The sequence below is a fragment of the Streptomyces sp. SM11 genome, from assembly GCF_002910905.1.
Lineage (GTDB): Bacteria > Actinomycetota > Actinomycetes > Streptomycetales > Streptomycetaceae > Streptomyces.
In genome coordinates this window covers 61,716-78,467 of sequence record NZ_NEUE01000260.1, presented here as the reverse complement: position 1 = coordinate 78,467, position 16,752 = coordinate 61,716, and the positions used below count along the sequence as shown (strand labels likewise).

The following is a 16,752-nucleotide window of genomic DNA, read 5'->3' as shown; positions in this document are numbered from 1 at the left end:
GGAGAGAGCAATGCCTCCCAAGAAGAAGAAGGTCACGGGGCTTATCAAGCTCCAGATCAACGCCGGTGCGGCGAACCCGGCCCCGCCGGTCGGCCCCGCGCTCGGTCAGCACGGCGTCAACATCATGGAGTTCTGCAAGGCCTACAACGCCGCGACCGAGTCGCAGCGTGGCATGGTCGTGCCGGTGGAGATCACGGTCTACGAGGACCGCTCCTTCACCTTCATCACGAAGACTCCGCCGGCCGCCAAGCTGATCCTCAAGGCCGCGGGTGTGGACAAGGGCTCCGGCGAGCCGCACAAGACCAAGGTCGCCAAGCTGACGGCCGCCCAGGTCCGCGAGATCGCCACGACGAAGCTCCCCGACCTGAACGCCAATGACCTCGACGCCGCGTCGAAGATCATTGCCGGTACCGCCCGCTCCATGGGCATCACGGTCGAAGGCTGATTCAGCCCCGTAACCCCCAGTGGTAGGACCAAGCGCTGGTCCGCACCACGACTCCACACTCTGAAACCACAGGAGTAGAAGTGAAGCGCAGCAAGAACCTCCGCGCTGCGGACGCCAAGATCGACCGGGAGCGCAACTACGCCCCGCTCGAGGCCGTCCGTCTCGCCAAGGAAACCTCCACCACGAAGTTCGACGGTACCGTCGAGGTCGCCTTTGCCCTGGGTGTCGACCCGCGCAAGGCCGACCAGATGGTCCGCGGCACCGTGAACCTCCCGCACGGCACCGGCAAGACCGCCCGGGTCCTGGTCTTCGCGACCGGTGACCGTGCAGCGGCCGCGGAAGCCGCCGGAGCCGACATCGTCGGCGCCGACGAGCTCATCGACGAGGTGGCGAAGGGCCGTCTGGACTTCGACGCCGTCGTCGCGACCCCGGACCTCATGGGCAAGGTCGGCCGCCTGGGCCGCGTGCTCGGTCCGCGTGGTCTGATGCCGAACCCGAAGACCGGCACCGTCACCCCCGATGTCGTCAAGGCTGTCAACGACATCAAGGGCGGCAAGATCGAGTTCCGCGTCGACAAGCACTCGAACCTGCACTTCATCATCGGCAAGACCTCGTTCGACGAGACCAAGCTGGTGGAGAACTACGCAGCGGCGCTGGACGAGATCCTCCGTCTGAAGCCGTCCGCCGCCAAGGGCCGCTACATCAAGAAGGCCACCCTGGCCACCACGATGGGCCCCGGCATCCCGCTGGACGCCAACCGCACCCGCAACCTCCTCGTCGAGGAGGACCCGGCCTCCGTCTGAGCCGCCGTGCTCACCCGGTAGCCGCGTCGCACGCGTGCACTGTGTGAACGGGCCCCGCAACCTTTCGAGGTGCGGGGCCCGTCCTCGTATCCGTAAGGACAATGTCTGTCAGTGCCCTGTGCCACTGTTGTGCGGGGGGCGACGGACGATACGAGGGGTGGACGGATCATGAGGACGAGCACGGCACGACGCATGGGCGCGGCTCTGGCCGCCGCGGCGGCACTGACGTCGATAGCGGCCTGCGGCGGTTCCGACAGCTCGGGAGGCTCCAGCGGCCCAGGCAAGGACAAGGCCGGTGCCGTCTCCAAGGTGAGTCCCGTGGCCGCGCTGAAGCAGGTGCAGCAGAAGACCGGCGGCGCCCAGTCCGCGAGGGTCGAGGGCACCACCGAGATAGGCAGTGCCATGTCCATGGAGCAGTCCGGGGTCATCGGCTGGGCCGACGGCCTCTCGGGCACGATGGACATCACGTACACCGGTGGCACCATGGGCGACGCCTTGAAGCAGTCCGGCGGCGACGGATCGATGGAGGCTCGCTACTTCAAGGACGAGTACTACGCCAACATGGGCGACGCGATGGCCGCCAACACCGGCGGGAAGCACTGGATTCGGTATTCCTACGAGGACCTCGCCGAGCTGGGCGGTGCCTCCGGCGACGTCATGAAGGACCAGATCCAGAACAGCACGCCCGAGCAGGGGGTGAAGTCGCTCCTGGCCTCCGGTGACGTGAAGAAGGTCGGGCAGGAGGACGTCCGCGGGGTCCCCGCGACGCACTACTCCGGCACGGTCGACGTGGCCGCCCTGACCACGAAGAACAGCAACCTGGACGCGAAGCAGCTGACGGAGTTCAAGGAGCAGCTCGCGCTGGCCGGGGTGACCACCCAGACCGTCGACATCTGGGTCGACAAGAACGACCTGCTGGTGAAGAAGAGCGAGCGGGGCGAGATGAAGACCGGCGCCTTCAACACCACGGTCTTCTACAGCGACTACGGCGTCGAGGTCCCCTCCGAGAAGCCGGCGGCCTCCGACACCGTGGACTTCAAGGAGTTTTTGAAGCAGCAGGGCGGTGCCACGGGCGGCGCCTCCTGACACCTCCCGCACGGGACGAACGGGGACGGATTTGCCCGCCCCGCATCCGGTCGCGTACTCTCACCAAGAAGCCAAAGACCGCTGGTCGTCGCTGTGCCTCGCAAGAGGGACGGTGACCGAAGGTTCCGCTAGACCGGACGACCTGCGCAGGTGACTGTGGAACGCTCCCGGACTCTGTTCGGTCGAGCCGCGCCCTGGCACTTGTGCTGGGGCGTTTCGTCTTTCCCGGCCCCTTCTGAGCGGTCCTCATCACCCGGAAGGAGGCCGACGCTCATGGCAAGGCCCGACAAGGCTGCCGCGGTAGCCGAGCTGACGGACCAGTTCCGCAGCTCGAACGCCGCCGTGCTGACCGAGTACCGGGGTCTCACCGTGGCACAGCTCAAGGAGCTGCGCCGTTCGCTCGGTGAGAACGCCCAGTACGCCGTGGTGAAGAACACGCTGACCAAGATTGCGGCCAACGAGGCCGGGATCGACACGCTGGACGACCTGTTCTCGGGTCCGACGGCGGTTGCCTTCGTCACCGGTGACCCGGTGGAGTCGGCGAAGGGTCTTCGTGACTTCGCCAAGGACAACCCCAACCTCATCATCAAGGGCGGTGTCCTTGACGGTAAGGCGCTGTCCGCCGATGAGTTCAAGAAGCTCGCGGACCTCGAGTCCCGCGAGGTTCTGCTCTCCAAGCTGGCCGGTGCTTTCAAGGGCAAGCAGACGCAGGCGGCGCAGGTCTTCCAGGCCCTGCCGTCGAAGTTCGTCCGCACCGCGGAAGCGCTTCGCGCCAAGAAGGAAGAGCAGGGCGGTGCCGGTACTCCGGCTCCCGCCGAGGCCGCCGAGTAATTTCGCTCAGCGGTCCAGCGGGCTCCACGTACGCCCGCCGACATATACATCCGGCACCTGCCGAATAGTGGAAGGACGCCTATCATGGCGAAGCTGTCCCAGGACGACCTGCTCGCGCAGTTCGAAGAGATGACCCTCATCGAGCTCTCCGAGTTCGTGAAGGCCTTCGAGGAGAAGTTCGACGTCACCGCCGCCGCCGCGGTCGCCGTTGCCGGTCCGGCCGGCCCGGGCGCCGTCGCCGAGGCCGTTGAGGAGCAGGACGAGTTCGACGTCATCCTCACCGGTGCCGGCGAGAAGAAGATCCAGGTCATCAAGGTCGTGCGTGAGCTGACCTCGCTGGGTCTCAAGGAGGCCAAGGACCTCGTCGACGGCACCCCGAAGCCGGTCCTCGAGAAGGTCGCCAAGGAGGCCGCCGAGAAGGCTGCCGAGTCCCTCAAGGCCGCCGGCGCTTCCGTCGAGGTCAAGTGACTTCGAGAGTCCTCTGACTCTCCTGAGGCCGTGCTCGCCGTAAGGCGATGACGTCACCTCACCGAAGGGCGATCACCCATCCGGGTGGTCGCCCTTCGGCGTGCCCGTGGCGGGTCCCTTGCTCTTCCGCCGACGACGAGTAGGGTGATCTTCGCCGTGCGCCTCTCGCGGGCCCCTCAGGGGCGTCCTGCGGGCATCCCGGGGGTGGCCGGTGAAGGCCCCTGGAGGTCCGATCGGACCGGCGGGCCTTGACGAACCGGACGCGGCGCGCAATTCTCAGGACGCGTCATCACTTCGACCCGTATCCGAGGCATGGATCGAGAGTGAAGAGGGCAGTAAGGAAGTGCGCACCCCGCGCGACGGTCAGGGCTAGACATAGGTGTTGAGAACAGCTGTTGAGAGCAACGTGGGTCTCTGAGAACCCCGACTGGACATCAGTGTGCCGCTTGGCTACACTGACCCTTTGCGCTGCCTGTTAGCTGCCTCCTGCCCGTCACCAGAGGCATGCCCACGCTGAAGCATCGATGGCCGACCCCCTCTGATCTGGTCGTATTGCGACCGATTCGGAACGGTCTGTCTCGATGGCCAGGGTGGGACCGGTACGCGCGTAGTGAGTCCGAGCCCTCGGAAGGACCCCCTCTTGGCCGCCTCGCGCAACGCCTCGACCGCGAATACGAACAACGGTGCCAGCACCGCCCCGCTGCGCATCTCTTTTGCAAAGATCAAGGAGCCCCTCGAGGTTCCGAACCTCCTCGCGCTGCAGACCGAGAGCTTTGACTGGCTCCTCGGCAACGCCGCCTGGAAGGCTCGCGTCGAGGCTGCTCTGGACAGTGGACAAGACGTCCCCACCAAGTCCGGCCTGGAGGAGATCTTCGAGGAGATCTCACCGATCGAGGACTTCTCCGGGTCGATGTCGCTTACGTTCCGCGACCACCGCTTCGAGCCCCCGAAGAACTCGATCGACGAGTGCAAGGAGCGCGACTTCACGTTCGCCGCGCCGCTCTTCGTCACGGCCGAGTTCACCAACAACGAGACCGGCGAGATCAAGTCCCAGACGGTCTTCATGGGCGACTTCCCGCTCATGACCAACAAGGGCACCTTCGTCATCAACGGCACCGAGCGTGTCGTCGTGTCGCAGCTGGTCCGCTCGCCGGGTGTCTACTTCGACTCCTCCATCGACAAGACGTCCGACAAGGACATCTTCTCCGCCAAGATCATCCCGTCCCGGGGTGCCTGGCTGGAGATGGAGATCGACAAGCGCGACATGGTCGGTGTCCGCATCGACCGCAAGCGCAAGCAGTCGGTCACCGTCCTCCTGAAGGCGCTCGGCTGGAGCACCGAGCAGATCCTGGAGGAGTTCGGCGAGTACGAGTCGATGCGCGCCACCCTGGAGAAGGACCACACCCAGGGCCAGGACGACGCACTGCTCGACATCTACCGCAAGCTGCGTCCGGGCGAGCCGCCGACGCGCGAGGCCGCTCAGACGCTGCTCGAGAACCTCTACTTCAACCCGAAGCGCTACGACCTCGCGAAGGTCGGCCGCTACAAGGTGAACAAGAAGCTCGGCGCCGATGAGCCGCTGGACGCCGGGGTGCTCACCTCGGACGACGTCATCGCGACCATCAAGTACCTGGTCAAGCTGCACGCCGGTGAGACCGAGACGACCGGTGAGTCCGGCCGGGAGATCGTCGTCGAGACCGACGACATCGACCACTTCGGCAACCGTCGTCTGCGCAACGTCGGCGAGCTCATCCAGAACCAGGTCCGTACGGGCCTGGCGCGGATGGAGCGCGTCGTGCGTGAGCGCATGACCACGCAGGACGTCGAGGCGATCACGCCGCAGACCCTGATCAACATCCGGCCGGTCGTCGCCTCCATCAAGGAGTTCTTCGGCACCAGCCAGCTGTCGCAGTTCATGGACCAGAACAACCCGCTGTCGGGTCTCACCCACAAGCGCCGTCTGTCGGCTCTTGGCCCGGGTGGTCTCTCCCGTGAGCGGGCCGGCTTCGAGGTCCGAGACGTGCACCCGTCCCACTACGGACGCATGTGCCCGATCGAGACCCCCGAAGGCCCGAACATCGGTCTGATCGGTTCGCTCGCCTCGTACGGCCGCGTCAACGCGTTCGGCTTCATCGAGACGCCGTACCGCAAGGTCGTCGACGGCCAGGTCACCGATGACGTCGACTACATCACGGCCGACGAGGAGGACCGCTTCGTCATCGCCCAGGCGAACGCGACCCTCTCCGAGGAGCTGCGCTTCACCGAGCCCCGCGTCCTGGTCCGCCGTCGTGGCGGAGAGGTCGACTACGTGCCTGGCACGGAGGTCGACTACATGGACGTCTCGCCGCGCCAGATGGTGTCCGTCGCCACCGCGATGATCCCCTTCCTGGAGCACGACGACGCCAACCGTGCCCTCATGGGCGCGAACATGATGCGGCAGGCGGTGCCGCTCATCAAGTCGGAGGCGCCGCTCGTCGGCACCGGCATGGAGTACCGCTGCGCCACCGACGCCGGTGACGTCCTGAAGGCGGAGAAGGACGGTGTGGTCCAGGAGGTCTCCGCGGACTACATCACCGTCACGAACGACGACGGCACGTACACCACGTACCGCATCGCCAAGTTCATGCGCTCCAACCAGGGCACCTCGGTCAACCAGAAGGTCGTCGTGGCCGAGGGCGACCGGATCATCGCCGACCAGGTGCTCGCCGACGGACCGGCCACCGAGAACGGTGAGATGGCCCTCGGCAAGAACCTGCTCGTGGCGTTCATGCCGTGGGAGGGTCACAACTACGAGGACGCGATCATCCTGTCGCAGCGCCTCGTGCAGGACGACGTCCTCTCCTCGATCCACATCGAGGAGCACGAGGTCGACGCCCGTGACACCAAGCTCGGCCCGGAGGAGATCACCCGGGACATCCCGAACGTCTCCGAAGAGGTCCTCGCGGACCTCGACGAGCGCGGCATCATCCGGATCGGTGCCGAGGTCGTCGCCGGCGACATCCTCGTCGGCAAGGTCACGCCCAAGGGCGAGACCGAGCTGACCCCCGAGGAGCGTCTGCTCCGCGCGATCTTCGGTGAGAAGGCGCGCGAGGTGCGCGACACCTCGCTGAAGGTGCCGCACGGTGAGATCGGCAAGGTCATCGGCGTCCGCGTCTTCGACCGCGAAGAGGGCGACGAGCTGCCGCCGGGCGTGAACCAGCTGGTCCGCGTCTACGTCGCGCAGAAGCGCAAGATCACCGATGGTGACAAGCTCGCCGGCCGTCACGGCAACAAGGGCGTCATCTCGAAGATCCTGCCGATCGAGGACATGCCGTTCCTGGAGGACGGCACCCCGGTCGACATCATCCTCAACCCGCTGGGTGTCCCGTCCCGAATGAACCCGGGACAGGTCCTGGAGATCCACCTCGGCTGGCTCGCCAGCCGTGGCTGGGACGTCTCCGGCCTCGGTGACGAGTGGGCCCAGCGCCTGCAGGCCATCGGCGCCGACCAGGTCGCCCCCGGCACCAACGTCGCCACGCCCGTCTTCGACGGTGCGCGCGAGGACGAGATCACCGGCCTCTTCCAGGCCACGATCCCCAACCGCGACGGCGACCGCCTGGTCCAGCCCTCCGGCAAGGCCCAGCTCTACGACGGCCGCTCCGGCGAGCCGTTCCCGGACCCGGTCTCGGTCGGGTTCATGTACATCCTCAAGCTGCACCACCTGGTCGACGACAAGCTCCACGCGCGTTCGACCGGCCCGTACTCCATGATCACCCAGCAGCCGCTGGGTGGTAAGGCACAGTTCGGTGGTCAGCGCTTCGGTGAGATGGAGGTGTGGGCCCTTGAGGCTTACGGCGCCGCATACGCCCTCCAGGAGCTCCTGACGATCAAGTCCGACGACGTGACCGGCCGCGTGAAGGTCTACGAGGCGATCGTCAAGGGCGAGAACATCCCCGAGCCCGGCATTCCCGAGTCCTTCAAGGTGCTCATCAAGGAAATGCAGTCGCTCTGCCTCAACGTGGAGGTGCTGTCCTCGGACGGCATGTCCATCGAGATGCGCGACACGGACGAGGACGTCTTCCGCGCGGCGGAGGAACTCGGTATCGACCTGTCCCGGCGCGAGCCGAGCAGCGTCGAAGAGGTCTGACGGGCCGGCCGGCCGCCTCATCAGAGGCGGCCGGCCCTCCCCGGACCCGCTCAGACCATTGATTTTGACGAGACCCCGAAAGAGGGATTGACGACAAGTGCTCGACGTCAACTTCTTCGACGAGCTGCGGATCGGCCTTGCCACCGCGGACGACATCCGGACCTGGTCGCACGGCGAAGTGAAGAAGCCGGAGACCATCAACTACCGCACGCTCAAGCCCGAGAAGGACGGACTCTTCTGCGAGAAGATCTTCGGTCCGACCCGGGACTGGGAGTGCTACTGCGGCAAGTACAAGCGTGTCCGCTTCAAGGGCATCATCTGCGAGCGCTGCGGCGTCGAGGTCACTCGCGCCAAGGTGCGTCGTGAGCGGATGGGCCACATCGAGCTTGCCGCTCCCGTCACCCACATCTGGTACTTCAAGGGCGTTCCCTCGCGCCTCGGGTACCTGCTGGACCTCGCGCCGAAGGACCTCGAGAAGGTCATCTACTTCGCCGCGTACATGATCACGTTCGTGGACGAGGAGCGTCGTACCCGCGACCTGCCGTCCCTGGAGGCTCACGTCTCCGTCGAGCGCCAGCAGACCGAGAACCGCCGCGACTCCGACCTGGAGGCCCGCGCCAAGAAGCTCGAGACCGACCTGGCCGAGCTGGAGGCCGAGGGCGCCAAGGCGGACGTGCGCCGCAAGGTGCGCGAAGGCGCCGAGCGTGAGATGAAGCAGCTGCGCGACCGTGCGCAGCGCGAGATCGACCGCCTCGACGAGGTGTGGAGCCGCTTCAAGAACCTCAAGGTCCAGGACCTGGAGGGCGACGAGCTGCTCTACCGCGAGCTGCGTGACCGCTTCGGCACGTACTTCGACGGCTGCATGGGCGCCGCGGCGCTCCAGAAGCGCCTGGAGTCCTTCGACCTCGACGAGGAGGCCGAGCGCCTCCGCGAGATCATCCGCACCGGCAAGGGCCAGAAGAAGACCCGTGCGCTCAAGCGCCTCAAGGTCGTCTCCGCGTTCCTGCAGACCAGCAACAAGCCCAAGGGCATGGTGCTGGACTGCGTGCCGGTCATCCCGCCGGACCTGCGTCCGATGGTGCAGCTGGACGGTGGCCGCTTCGCGACCTCCGACCTGAACGACCTGTACCGCCGTGTGATCAACCGCAACAACCGCCTCAAGCGTCTCCTTGACCTCGGCGCCCCCGAGATCATCGTGAACAACGAGAAGCGGATGCTGCAGGAGGCCGTCGACGCGCTGTTCGACAACGGCCGCCGCGGTCGCCCGGTCACCGGTCCCGGTAACCGCCCCCTGAAGTCCCTGAGCGACATGCTCAAGGGCAAGCAGGGCCGTTTCCGTCAGAACCTCCTCGGCAAGCGTGTGGACTATTCCGCGCGTTCCGTGATCGTCGTCGGTCCGCAGCTCAAGCTGCACCAGTGCGGTCTGCCGAAGGCGATGGCGCTGGAGCTCTTCAAGCCGTTCGTGATGAAGCGCCTGGTGGACCTGAACCACGCGCAGAACATCAAGTCGGCCAAGCGCATGGTCGAGCGTGGCCGCACCGTCGTGTACGACGTCCTCGAAGAGGTCATCGCCGAGCACCCGGTGCTGCTGAACCGTGCGCCCACCCTGCACCGCTTGGGCATCCAGGCCTTCGAGCCGCAGCTGGTCGAGGGCAAGGCCATCCAGATCCACCCGCTCGTCTGCACCGCGTTCAACGCGGACTTCGACGGTGACCAGATGGCCGTGCACCTGCCGCTCTCCGCGGAGGCGCAGGCCGAGGCCCGCATCCTGATGCTGTCCTCGAACAACATCCTGAAGCCGGCCGACGGCCGTCCCGTCACCATGCCGACCCAGGACATGGTGCTGGGTCTCTTCTTCCTCACCACGGACGAAGAGGGCCGCAACGTCAAGGGCACGGACCGCGCGTTCGGCTCCACGGCCGAGGCCACCATGGCCTTCGACGCCCGTGAGCTGTCGCTGCAGGCGAAGGTCGACATCCGCTTCCCGGTCGGCACCATGCCGCCGCGTGGCTGGGTGCCGCCGGTCGCCGAGGAGGGTGAGCCGGAGTACCAGCCCGGCGACACCTTCCGGCTGCGGACCAGCCTGGGCCGTGCGCTCTTCAACGAGCTGCTGCCCGAGGACTACCCGTTCGTCGACTACTCGGTGGGCAAGAAGCAGCTCTCCGAGATCGTCAACGACCTGGCCGAGCGCTACCCCAAGGTCATCGTGGCGGCGACGCTCGACAACCTGAAGGCGGCGGGCTTCCACTGGGCGACCCGTTCGGGCGTCACCGTGGCCATCTCCGACGTCGTCGTGCCCGAGGCCAAGAAGGCCATCGTCAAGGGCTACGAGGACCAGGACGAGAAGGTCCAGAAGCAGTACGAGCGCGGTCTGATCACCAAGGACGAGCGCACGCAGGAGCTCATCGCGATCTGGACCAAGGCGACCAACGAGGTTGCCGAGGCGATGAACGCGAACTTCCCGAAGACGAACCCCATCTTCATGATGGTCGACTCGGGTGCCCGAGGAAACATGATGCAGATGCGTCAGATCGCGGGTATGCGTGGTCTGGTGTCGAACGCCAAGAACGAGACGATTCCTCGTCCCATCAAGGCGTCCTTCCGCGAGGGCCTCACCGTTCTGGAGTACTTCATCTCCACGCACGGTGCCCGCAAGGGTCTGGCGGACACCGCCCTGCGTACCGCCGACTCGGGTTACCTGACCCGTCGTCTGGTGGACGTCTCGCAGGACGTGATCATTCGCGAGGAGGACTGCGGCACCGACCGCGGCCTCAAGCTGAAGATCGCCGTCAAGGGCGCCGACGGCGTGCTCCGCAAGACGGAGGACGTCGAGACCTCGGTCTACGCCCGCATGCTCGCCGAGGACGTCGTGGTGGACGGCAAGGTCATCGCGCCTGCCAACGTCGACCTCGGTGACGTCCTGATCGACGCCCTGGTGGGCGCCGGCGTCGAGGAGGTCAAGACCCGCTCGGTCCTGACCTGTGAGTCCGCGGTCGGCACCTGTGCCTTCTGCTACGGACGCTCGCTCGCCACCGGCAAGCTGGTCGACATCGGTGAGGCGGTCGGCATCATCGCCGCCCAGTCCATCGGTGAGCCCGGCACCCAGCTGACGATGCGTACCTTCCACACCGGTGGTGTGGCCGGTGACGACATCACCCAGGGTCTGCCCCGAGTCGTCGAGCTCTTCGAAGCCCGTACGCCGAAGGGTGTCGCCCCGATCTCCGAGGCCAAGGGCCGTGTGCGGATCGAGGAGACCGAGAAGACCAAGAAGCTCGTCGTCACCCCGGACGACGGCAGCGACGAGACGGCGTTCCCGATCTCGAAGCGTGCCCGTCTGCTCGTGGGCGAGGGCGACCCGGTCGAGGTGGGCCAGAAGCTCACCGTCGGTGCGACCAACCCGCACGACGTGCTGCGCATCCTCGGCCAGCGTGCGGTCCAGGTCCACCTGGTCGGCGAAGTCCAGAAGGTCTACAACTCGCAGGGCGTGTCGATCCACGACAAGCACATCGAGATCATCATCCGGCAGATGCTCCGCCGCGTGACGATCATCGAGTCCGGCGACGCGGAGCTGCTTCCGGGCGAGCTGGTCGAGCGGTCGAAGTTCGAGACCGAGAACCGTCGTGTGGTCACCGAGAGCGGTCACCCCGCCTCCGGCCGTCCGCAGCTGATGGGTATCACCAAGGCCTCGCTCGCCACCGAGTCGTGGCTGTCGGCGGCGTCCTTCCAGGAGACGACCAGGGTCCTGACCGACGCGGCGATCAACGCCAAGTCGGACTCCCTGATCGGCCTCAAGGAGAACGTCATCATCGGTAAGCTCATCCCGGCCGGTACGGGCCTGTCCCGCTACCGCAACATCCGGGTCGAGCCGACCGAGGAGGCCAAGGCCGCGATGTACTCGGCCGTCGGCTACGACGACATCGACTACTCGCCGTTCGGCACCGGCTCCGGCCAGGCCGTCCCGCTGGAGGACTACGACTACGGTCCGTACAACCAGTAGAAGTGAGTGAGAAGGGCGCCCACCCCGTCGCATACCGCGTACGGGGTGGGCGCCCTTCTGCGTGTGCCGGGGAGCCCGGGACGGCCCGTGCCGGGCCGTCCCGGCGCGGTCATCCCACGGTCTCCCACAGGACGACGGCGACGCCGACGGCCGCGGTGAGTGCGCCGATGCTCGCCAGCGGCCAGCGGGACCGCTCCAGCGTGTCGAGGCGCACCTCGTGGTCCGCCAGCTGTTTGTCGGTCTGGTCGCTGCGCTGCACCAGCAGCGCCAGCTGGCCGTCGGCGCGGGCGAAGCCGGCCTCCAGCGTGCCGCGCAGGCGCTCCAGCTCCAGGGCGACGGCGACCGGGTTGTTCGGGTCAGTCTCGTTCATGGGCGACTCCTGGCCGTCGGGCCTCGGGCAGGTCGGCCCGCAGCCACCCGGGGAGCAGTGCCTGCACTCCGGGCACGGCCATCACCCTGGTCAGCGCCCCCGCGACGGCCAGGGCCCCGGCGACCCGGGGCAGGGTCGCGGAAAGGCCGGCCGCGTCGACAAGCGCGGGCAGGAGCAGGGCAAGGGAGAGGGACGTCTGCACGAGGGTGCGGACGGTACGCCGAGTGGCGTCGGACACGGCAGGCTCCTCACTTCGTACGGGGGACTTTCAGGGCGTTCCAGGAGGTGCGGCCGGGAATGCCGTCGGCGTCGCCGCCCCGGAAACCGAGCTTGCGCTGCCAGGCGGCGTACGAGCGGCGGTCCGCGTCGCTCCAGCGGGGGCCGGGCCCGACCGCGTACGACGAACAGCCCTCGGCGACGAGTCGGCGGCCCATGGCGGTGATCACGGGGGAGCTGGTGCGGGCGCTGAAGAAGGAAGCGCCGGGGAACGGCTGGTGGCGGGGGGCGGCGGAGCCGCCGGCCGGCCGGCCCGTGGGCGTGCCGCCTGCCGGAGCGGCCAGCCGGGTGGCGACGCGGTCGCGCATCGACGGCATGGTGAAGCCCCGCGGGTCGACCTTCCAGTCGGACCACTCCAGGTGGCCGATGACGCTGCGGGCGGTCCAGCCGTGGGCCCGGCAGACGGCCGCGGAGACGCGTTCGACCGCGTCGAGCTGGGCGGCCGGCCAGGGGTCCGCCCCGTCACCGAGGTTGACGCACTCGAATCCGTAGAAGCGGGCGTTGCCGTCGACGGAGCCGGCGCTGCCGTCGTGCTCGCGGGGCGCCGGCGGACGGTCCCCGTAGTCCTCCGCGATGACGCGCCGGAGGACGGCCGGGTCGCCGCCCCCGGCGTGGTTGGCGCGGCCGTGGCCGACCAGGTGGACGGTGCCGGCCTTGTCGATGACGCCGTGGCAGAGGGGGCCGGGCAGGGTGGCGTGGCCTCGGTGGCAGAGCTCCACCGAGGCGGCGGTGCCGGTGCTGACGGTGTGGTGGACCAGCACACCGTTCACGGGGCCCCAAGCGCCCTTGTGGTTGCGGTTGTGGGTGCGCCAGCCCGGGTACTCGACGACGGTGACGCCTTCGGCGTGCAGCGCGGCGAGCAGCCGGTCGGCGCTCAGGGGAGTGGCCATGGGCGGATTCCTTCCAGGTAGAGGACGGCGGTCTCCGCCTTGGTGCGCTGGGGCGGGGTGACGGCGATGCCGACGATCCGGTAGGCGGCGTCGAGGCCCTCGTGGTGCCACAGGTCGTGGATGCGCAGCCGGATGCGCGCGCCGAGCAGCGCCGGGGTGATCCGCCCGTCCAGCAGCACGGTCAGCTCCGGGATGACCTCGGGGCGGTTCTGCCGGGCCAGTTCGGCACGGGCCAGCGAACGCAGGGTCGCCTCGTCCGTGACGCCGCTGTGGTCGGAGGTCAGCTCCAGGCGGGGCCAGCCCGCCGCCAGGTCTCCCGGGGCCGCCTCGCGGACGGTGAGCGGCTGGGACTCCTGCGGCTGGTCGGTGTTGACGGAGTCGCCGCGGGCCACCCAGACGTTCGCCTGCACGGTGGAGTCCGTAGGCAGGCTGTAGGAGAGGACCTGGCCGGGATGGGTTCAGCACGATGTCCGTGTGGCCCGTGCGGATCTGCGGGTGGCCGAGCTGGAGCCGCTTGACCCGGCGGCCCTCGGCGTCCCGGTAGCAGTGGACGCGCCACTCGAAACCGTCGCTCAACTGACCCAGGTTGTGGAGCAGTTCCCGGACGCGGGCCAGTGCGGAGGAGGCGTAGGCGTAGTCACGGACCACCCCGGAGCGGCCGTGGCCCGGTTCGATGCCGATGTCGCCGCCGGACTGTTCCTGCGCGTGGGCGATCAGGGTGCGGGCGATGTCGAACTGGTCGGTGCCGGTGCCGGCCAGGTCGTGGGCGAGGATGCGGTGGTCCAGGTACGAGTCGAACGTGCCGGCCTGGAACCGCACCGTGAGCCTGCCCTGTTCGTCGGCGGCCGGCGTGCAGGTCCACAGGATGCCGCCCCACCAGATGTCGCCGTCGCGCTCCAGCCAGACCGTGGTGCGGCCGGGCTGGAGCGCCGCCCGGGTACGGGCCGCCAGCGCGCCCGAGGGCAGGGGGATCTTGGCGGAGAGCGACCCGGGCTTGCCTATGTAGTCGTCGAACTTGGTCTCCGTGAGCGGCAGCACGTCCAGCAGGCGGTCGGTGCGCAGGTCGCAGAAGAGCGCCCGGTAGACGGGCGTGGTGACGGACGCGGTCATCGGCTGCCTCACACGAGCGGGTCGACGCGGATGAAACGGTTGTCGAACCAGCCCCGGTTGCTGGTCGCCGACGTGGTGTAGGCGGAGACCGCCGTGTAGACCGCGCCGGGCTGCAGTCCCGTGAGGTGGGAGGTGGCGGACACCGAGGTCATGGCCTTGGACCCGACCGTCGCCGAGCGGACCTCGTTCGCTCCGAAGACCAGGGCGCCGTCCTTGCGGATGTTGACGCCCATGCGGGACCACTGTCCGTCGACGCCGGTGTGCCCCATGAAGCCGACGGTGACCAGGACCGCGCCGGTGACCGGCACGGTGAAGGTCGCGGTGATCGTGGGGCCGGTGGTGTCGCTGACCGCCTCCACCCAGGAGGTGGAGGTGCAGTACCCGCCGTCGGTGTGGTTCGCCCAGGCGGTGGACGGTACGGCCGGGCGCCAGACGGTGCCGTCCCAGCGCTCCAGCCGTCCGGCCTCGTCGCGGTACTGGCCGGTGTACTCACCTGCGGCCAGCGCGTCCTGCGGGGCGATGCCGCCGGTCTGCCGCGGGTAGCTCGCCCAGCGTGTCCCGTCCCAGCGCTGCAGGGCGGCGGAGGAGTCGCGGTACTGCCCCGGGTAGCCGCCGGCGACGTCGCGGTTCCAGGACTCGGGCAGGATGCCGCCGATCGCCACGGTCGGTACGCGCAGGTCGTAGACGGCTTCCTCCCAGACGATGCCGCCCGTGCCGACGGAGGCTCCGGCGGGCACCGTGATCCGGGCGAGACGGAGGGACGCCGACGGGACCCGCGGCGGCTCGGGAGGGCCTTCGCCTCGCCGGTGATGACCTCCAGAGAGGCTTCGGTGCGGTCGCCGGCGTCGAACTGGGCGTCGCGGACGCGCAGCACGACGAGGTCGATGCGGTCGTTGGAGGCGTTCCCGTCGTCGAGGGTGAGGGTCGCGTGGTCGGTGAGGACGACCGGGTAGGTCCCGGCCGCTCCCTGGCCCTGGATCACCGCACGGCCCGGGGTGACGGTCACCTTCATACCGGCGCTCTCACCGAAGACGTAGAGCCCGGACATCAGGTGCTCGCCGTCGGCGGAACCGGGCATCACGCCGCCGGCTCCGGTCAGCGCTCCGTTCGGGGTCATGGTGCCGAGCGGGGCGAGCCGGGTGTCGGCGCGGGTCTGGCCGCTCTCGGTCTCGGTGCGGTTGATGAGCCAGGCACTGCGTACAGGCATGTTGTCCTCCTGAGATGGGGTGGTGGTGGTCGGGCGCCGCGGGAGGGTCACCAGTGGGCGTCGCGCCAGCGCAGGGTGACCGAGGCCCGCGGGTCGGGCGTGGCGTCCCCGGCCCGGAAGGCCAGCTCCGTGGCGCCGGGCGGCAGGTGGAACAGCTGCTCGGGGGCGGAGGTTGGGGCCGCGGTGTAGAGCCGGGACGCGGTGCCGTTGAGCAGGACGGTGCCCGCCTCGGTGTCGACGGTCAGGACGTCCTGGGGGCCGAGCACGATGTCGTACTGGAGCTGTCGGCCGTCACCGAGCCGGGTCAGCGTGGGGCGCCGGAGCAGCCCACGGAACTCGATGACCGGGAGGGCCGCCGCTCCCCCCTCGTTGACCGCGGTGCAGGTGCCCGCGGTGCCGGTCTCGCCCCACTCCAGCGGCCACTGGAGCCCCATGCCGGCCGGACCCGGTTCGGCGGGCCAGTCCAGGCCCGGTTCCTGCACGGGCAGGGACGCCCGGGCCTCCCGCAGGACCGCTCCGAAGCGGCGCGGGTCGGTCGCGGTCCACTGGATGCTCGTCCTGGACGTGCCGTGCACCACGAAGGACCGGTCCTGCGGTACGACCCGGCGGCTCACCCGTGCCCGGACGGCGAGCGTCTGGCCGTGCAGCCGCACCGCCAGCCAGCGCTCCCCGCCTTCCGCTCCGGTGGCGGCGCGGAAGGCGGAGAGGACGCCGAGGGCCTGTTCGGCCTTCCGGGGCAGCAGCCAGAGGGAGGCCCCGACGATGCGGGGCTGGGCCCAGCGGGCGCCGGGCCAGGCGCCGTGCTGATCGGGGCGGGAGATGTCACCGGTGTCCAGGACCGGGAGGTCGTCCCAGCCGGTGATGCCGGTGCGGTCGATCTCGTACGGCGTTCCGGGGCCCATCAGCAGTCCGGCCCACTGGATCTGCCCGTCGCGGGTGATCAGTGAGCCGGGTGCGGTCTCGTGGGGATGTGTGGTTGTGGTCTCGGCCATGCGGGCCGTCACCTCGCTTCAGTCGTGGGGCGGGTGGGTGCTCATGCCGCCGTCCCGTACAGGAACAGCAGGTCGCCGGCGACGGCGAGCGGTCCGTTGCCCTCGGCCGCGTGGTAGGTGCGCAGCCGGGTGCGGTCCGTGGGGTGGGCGG

12 protein-coding genes and 1 pseudogene are annotated in these 16,752 nt (G+C 68.6%); 7 read left to right on the top strand and 6 right to left on the bottom strand.

Annotated features, from left to right (window positions below; all coding sequences use genetic code 11):
* Positions 1-10: 10 nt before the first annotated feature.
* The 7 genes from rplK to B9S58_RS28210 all read left to right on the top strand — a co-directional run bounded on the left by rplK (position 11) and on the right by B9S58_RS28210 (position 11,756).
* Complete coding sequence (gene rplK / locus B9S58_RS28245; protein WP_010058817.1) at positions 11-445, top strand: 50S ribosomal protein L11; 435 nt, start codon at positions 11-13, stop codon at positions 443-445.
* Between the two features lie 80 nt (positions 446-525).
* Positions 526-1,248: a 50S ribosomal protein L1 gene (gene rplA, locus B9S58_RS28240; RefSeq protein WP_103534812.1), complete on the top strand. Its 723-nt coding sequence runs from the start codon at positions 526-528 to the stop codon at positions 1,246-1,248.
* Positions 1,249-1,416: 168 nt separating this feature from the next.
* Entirely contained in the window at positions 1,417-2,334 is a 918-nt protein-coding gene (locus tag B9S58_RS28235) for a hypothetical protein (RefSeq protein WP_103534811.1), read from the top strand.
* A 273-nt stretch (positions 2,335-2,607) separates the two neighbouring features.
* Complete coding sequence (rplJ, locus tag B9S58_RS28230; RefSeq protein ID WP_103534810.1) at positions 2,608-3,165, top strand: 50S ribosomal protein L10; 558 nt, start codon at positions 2,608-2,610, stop codon at positions 3,163-3,165.
* A gap of 84 nt (positions 3,166-3,249) precedes the next feature.
* Entirely contained in the window at positions 3,250-3,633 is a 384-nt protein-coding gene (gene rplL, locus B9S58_RS28225; RefSeq protein ID WP_072485559.1) for a 50S ribosomal protein L7/L12, read from the top strand.
* A gap of 640 nt (positions 3,634-4,273) precedes the next feature.
* Entirely contained in the window at positions 4,274-7,759 is a 3,486-nt protein-coding gene (rpoB, locus tag B9S58_RS28215) for a DNA-directed RNA polymerase subunit beta (RefSeq protein WP_103534809.1), read from the top strand.
* 97 nt (positions 7,760-7,856) lie between these two features.
* Positions 7,857-11,756 carry a DNA-directed RNA polymerase subunit beta' gene (locus tag B9S58_RS28210; protein ID WP_103534808.1) on the top strand — a complete coding sequence of 1,300 codons (3,900 nt, stop codon included), beginning with the start codon at positions 7,857-7,859 and terminating at the stop codon, positions 11,754-11,756.
* A gap of 109 nt (positions 11,757-11,865) precedes the next feature.
* Here B9S58_RS28210 and B9S58_RS28205 read toward each other — a convergent pair whose 3' ends face one another.
* The 6 genes and pseudogenes from B9S58_RS28205 to B9S58_RS28180 all read right to left on the bottom strand — a co-directional run bounded on the left by B9S58_RS28205 (position 11,866) and on the right by B9S58_RS28180 (position 16,601).
* On the bottom strand, positions 11,866-12,126 hold the full coding sequence (locus B9S58_RS28205; RefSeq protein ID WP_103534807.1) for a hypothetical protein: 261 nt from the start codon (positions 12,124-12,126) through the stop codon (positions 11,866-11,868).
* Positions 12,113-12,364, bottom strand: coding sequence for a hypothetical protein (locus tag B9S58_RS28200; RefSeq protein WP_103534806.1), 252 nt, complete (start codon positions 12,362-12,364; stop codon positions 12,113-12,115). The genes B9S58_RS28205 and B9S58_RS28200 overlap by 14 nt, the downstream gene beginning before the upstream one ends.
* Before the next feature lie 10 nt (positions 12,365-12,374).
* Positions 12,375-13,292, bottom strand: a complete 918-nt coding sequence (locus B9S58_RS28195) for a peptidoglycan-binding protein (RefSeq protein ID WP_103534805.1) — start codon at positions 13,290-13,292, stop codon at positions 12,375-12,377.
* A pseudogene (locus B9S58_RS28190) lies at positions 13,277-14,402 on the bottom strand (hypothetical protein). The gene B9S58_RS28195 and the pseudogene B9S58_RS28190 overlap by 16 nt, the downstream one beginning before the upstream one ends.
* A gap of 8 nt (positions 14,403-14,410) precedes the next feature.
* Positions 14,411-15,139 (bottom strand): hypothetical protein, encoded by a 729-nt coding sequence (locus tag B9S58_RS40335; RefSeq protein ID WP_258045109.1) that lies wholly within the window; start codon positions 15,137-15,139, stop codon positions 14,411-14,413.
* Between the two features lie 517 nt (positions 15,140-15,656).
* On the bottom strand, positions 15,657-16,601 hold the full coding sequence (locus tag B9S58_RS28180; RefSeq protein WP_103534847.1) for a phage tail protein: 945 nt from the start codon (positions 16,599-16,601) through the stop codon (positions 15,657-15,659).
* Positions 16,602-16,752: the final 151 nt, after the last annotated feature.